We start from the raw sequence: 3,628 nt of genomic DNA, 5'->3' as shown, positions 1-3,628 counted from the left end.
CCCACCAGCACCCAGCTTGCCGCACCCCGCCACCAGCGGCAAGCCCACCACCATGCCCGGAAACCACCGTGTCCCGGCTCCGCCGGGACGCTGCCGCACACGTGGCTGAGGCCGAGTTTCGTCTCAGCGCAAGAGCGATGAGCCACGAAGGCGGCGATCCGGTCATCCACGCCCCCACGCCTCAGCCAACGGGCGTCGTCTAGCGAGTGAAAGCCCGTTCGACGAGCTCCGGGCTGTAGCCCACGTCATGCAGCCAGGCGCAGTTACGAGCACGTCCCGATCCTCGGCCGGCGCAGCGGCGGCAACCTGTCGCGCCTTGGCGGCTACCGCTTGGACGTGGCTCCAGCGGCGAGGCAAGTCAGCCTCCAGCTTGAACCGGGCGAGCTCTCGGGCGGTGTCGACGAGGGCGGACATAGCCGAAGAGTACGTGTGGCCCAAGGTCCGCACTATCCCCTCCTGGGCGCCGGAGATAGCTACAAGGCCATCAGAGGCATATGTTGCCGTGCATGGGACCAGGGGAGGGACCAGCTCTGCCCGGTCGCAGAGCGGCGGCCGATAGGCCGGCGTTGGTTCGTTCGCCGCGTCATTGGACATGGGTGGTGCTCTCGCTCGTAGCGGTGCTGTGTACCGGAATCGTCGCCGTGCCAGTCTCGTGGGCTGTTCTCCGGCAAGCCGAAGCCGAGCGAGGCGAGGCGACGCCCGACGCTGCGGTGAACGTCTACGTGCTCAAGATGAGTAGCGGCGAGCAGCTCGGGCTGTCGCGGGTACAGGTCGCCAGGCGTCACGACGAGCTGCTTCGGCAGTGGCGTCAGTACCGCGGCGAGCTGGAACGCGCCAAGGCTCCGTCGAAGCTCGAGACGGTGGGACCGGTCGACGTCGAGGACCAGGGCGATGACCGCGCAACGGTGACCGCGCAAGTCCGGCCGATCTGGTGGAACGGGCCGACCAGCTTGAGCGGCACCGCCCACCCCTGGCGATTCGAGACCCGGCGAGACGCCGGCGGCTGGCGGGTGTGGACAGCCGATCTGCCGGAGTGCTGCGGTGTGCACGTCAGGGCAGACGCCTGCCGTTGAGCGCTACCGGCGCAGGTCACTAGACCGTAACGGCCATTGACCGCCCGCTGGCCGTCTGCTTGGCTGCGTCGCAGTTGACCTTGCAGGTCTCAATCTCTCACTGCGTTGGAGAATGCTATGTCCCCCGTTGATGCCATCAAATCCGTCTTCTCCCAGTACGCGGGCTTCGCCGGTCGAGCTCGCCGGTCCGAGTACTGGTGGTTCTTCCTCTTCACCCTGATCCTCAGCTTCATCGCCGGAATTCTGGACGGCGCGCTGGGGACCAGCATCGGGTCGGGTCCGAGCTCTACCGGCGTCGTCGGGCTCGTCGTCGGCTTGGCCCTGCTGCTGCCGGGCCTGGCCGTTGCCGTGCGGCGACTTCACGACACCGACCGCTCGGGCTGGTGGCTGTTGATCGGACTCGTGCCTCTCGTGGGGGGCATCGTCCTGCTCGTGTTCTTCGTAATGGGCGGCACTCGTGGAAGTAACCGGTACGGCGCCGACCCGAAGGACGCTCCGCAAGCCGCCGCCCCGAGCATGGCCTGACAAGGCCCCCATTGACTGGCGGGTTGCTGCCGAACCCTGCTCGGTGCGGCGGCCTGGTATTGGCTGCCGACTTGCAAGCCCGAGGAAAGCGCCAAAAGCTAAGCGGGCCCAGGAAGCCCTCGCCGGCGGTGACAGCGCACGGCTGTCGCCGCCGGCGCCATTCATCGGTCTTCGGCCAGCGCGAGCCGGCCGGACCCGCAGTCCGCCGTGATCCGACGCAGCCGCGAAAAGGCAACTTCACACGCTCGTCACCACTGCGCTCGTGGTCCCGGCACCTGACGAAAATGTCGTCAACTGCCTCTGACGAGCGACAGGGCAGACCTAGTCAGCGCGCCGTTGGCTGGACTCCTGCCGAACCGCCTCCGTGAGGTCGCGCCAGGTACCGGCCGAGGTCTTCATCATCCGGTCGACCATTGCTCGGGCAGATCCTTCATTCGGGAAGTCGTAGCAGACCTCACGCCCTCCGTCACCGCCGAGGCGGCCACGCAAGACGTCCGGCGGCTGGCGCGGAGGGCGGGGAGCCCGGTGGGCCGCCGCAGAAACGACAGGCCGTTGGGGGCGAGTTGGTGGTCCGGCAACCGGCCGGGGCGCGGTGGCCGCCGCACCGCCGCGCCGAAGGGCGAGTCACCGCCGGCCGTGGTGGGGATGCGGCGCGGAGGATGCGGGGCCGCCCCTCCGACCTCAAGGGCGCTTCGCATCGCTGCGCGACGGCCCTGCGGGCCGCCCCTGACCCCGGAGCCTCTGCGACCCCTCGGGCCGGCGTTGCCGGCAGGCGGGGGCCTGCCCGTGATGCGCGCGCCGCATCCCCACCACGGCCTCGTTCCGCGACTACCCGTCGCGGCGTTCGAACGAGCCGTCAAGGTGACCTTGAGGCAGGTCCAGAGGTGGTTGGGCTGGTTGCCCTTCACGGTGAGGATCCAGCGGGCGCCGCGTTGCGCGAGGTAGGCGACGTGGTCGCGTTGACAGTGCAGCGCGTCGGCGGTCACCACGACCTCGCCGGAGGTCGCCGAGCTGGTCGAGCAGGGGTGCGAAGCGGGTGATCTCGTTGGTCTTGCCGTCGACGTCGGTACTGACCAGCACGACACCAGTGGCCTGGTCGGCGGCGGCGAGGACGTGCCGGGCAACAGTGTCGCTGGTCCGGGAGCCGCGTAGCGTCTTGCCGTCCACGGCGATCGCCCGGCGTGTTCCCGCCGGCGGCGCGGAGAGCTGCCCGGCGAGCCAGGCTCCGATCACCATGGCCAGCCGGTCGGCGTCCAGGGCCTGCAACAGCCTGCGGATCATGGCCTCTGACGGCCGCCGGTCCGCGTCGATCCCGAGCACGGCTGCGGTATCAGCAGGTAGGTCTGCGACCCACTCACCGATCGCCGCCTACGAGCGGTAACCGGCAACGACCGCGCACACCGCCGCCGCGACCACGGTTACCAGAGCATGTCGGACTCCACGTCGGGCACGCGGATCGGGCAGGGAACCCAGCGCGGCGAGCAGGCCGGCAGCCGAGGCCACGGCAGATGACCCGGGCGGTGCGGTCGACAACGATGAGATCAGCGATGATGGCAACGAGGGCATGGCTCACTTCAGATAGATCAACAGGCCTCGAGAACCTTGATGATCTTCTGGAACGGCCATGCCCGCCCCGCTACCCACACCCAGGGCGCGTCTACGCCAACCACCTCAAGCCGGACACCCCTCACGACTTTGCCGGGGCCCTGGGCCGGCCGGCGGCAGAAGCGTGCACCCGCCCATAAGCGCGGGCTCAAAAGACGGCCGGAAAGTTAGGAACGAGTGGTCTGCGATGCGGTTCGGCTGAAGCAGCGTTTACCGGGCGTTCGAGGGGCGCGACGCGGCGTCGTCAAGGTGGAGAGCCAGAGCCGTCACTCATATCCCATGGCCGGGATGACCTTGCCTAGTACGGCAGCCGCCAATTGCTAGCTGACCAGGGCGTAGTCCCGGTTCAGCCGTGTGCGTTGGTGGAACCAGCGTGCGCGGGCCTGGTGACGGCGTCGCCAGTTGAGCCAGTGCGTGTCGTGGCC

General features: G+C 68.9%; 4 protein-coding genes. 2 read left to right on the top strand and 2 right to left on the bottom strand.

The genetic code is table 11. The features are described 5' to 3' along the window. The first annotated feature begins 596 nt into the window (after window positions 1–596). Both SLP03_RS31240 and SLP03_RS31235 read left to right on the top strand, forming a co-directional pair. A complete protein-coding gene (locus SLP03_RS31240) occupies window positions 597–1,073 on the top strand; it encodes a hypothetical protein (RefSeq protein ID WP_319464233.1) in 477 nt (158 codons plus the stop codon). A 117-nt stretch (window positions 1,074–1,190) separates the two neighbouring features. Continuing rightward, window positions 1,191–1,598 (top strand): DUF805 domain-containing protein, encoded by a 408-nt coding sequence (locus SLP03_RS31235; RefSeq protein WP_089012447.1) that lies wholly within the window; start codon window positions 1,191–1,193, stop codon window positions 1,596–1,598. Between the two features lie 828 nt (window positions 1,599–2,426). Here the strand turns inward: SLP03_RS31235 and SLP03_RS31230 are convergent. Further along, window positions 2,427–2,879 carry a hypothetical protein gene (locus SLP03_RS31230; RefSeq protein WP_319464232.1) on the bottom strand — a complete coding sequence of 151 codons (453 nt, stop codon included), beginning with the start codon at window positions 2,877–2,879 and terminating at the stop codon, window positions 2,427–2,429. An 87-nt stretch (window positions 2,880–2,966) separates the two neighbouring features. Next, the gene (locus tag SLP03_RS31225; RefSeq protein ID WP_319464231.1) at window positions 2,967–3,164 is read right to left on the bottom strand and encodes a transposase family protein; all 198 of its coding nucleotides are present in this window, start codon (window positions 3,162–3,164) and stop codon (window positions 2,967–2,969) included. Window positions 3,165–3,628: the final 464 nt, after the last annotated feature.

It is taken from the genome of Micromonospora sp. RTP1Z1, assembly GCF_033804685.1.
GTDB lineage: Bacteria > Actinomycetota > Actinomycetes > Mycobacteriales > Micromonosporaceae > Micromonospora.
The sequence above is the reverse complement of the archived record's forward strand: the minus strand, read 5'-3'. Positions and strand labels throughout refer to the sequence as shown.

Coding starts and splice junctions, on each gene's coding strand:
- SLP03_RS31235 (WP_089012447.1), top strand. CDS start 1,191: ATGTCCCCCGTTGATGCCATCAAATCCGTCTTCTCCCAGTACGCGGGC.
- SLP03_RS31225 (WP_319464231.1), bottom strand. CDS start 3,164: ATGCCCTCGTTGCCATCATCGCTGATCTCATCGTTGTCGACCGCACCG.
- SLP03_RS31230 (WP_319464232.1), bottom strand. CDS start 2,879: ATGATCCGCAGGCTGTTGCAGGCCCTGGACGCCGACCGGCTGGCCATG.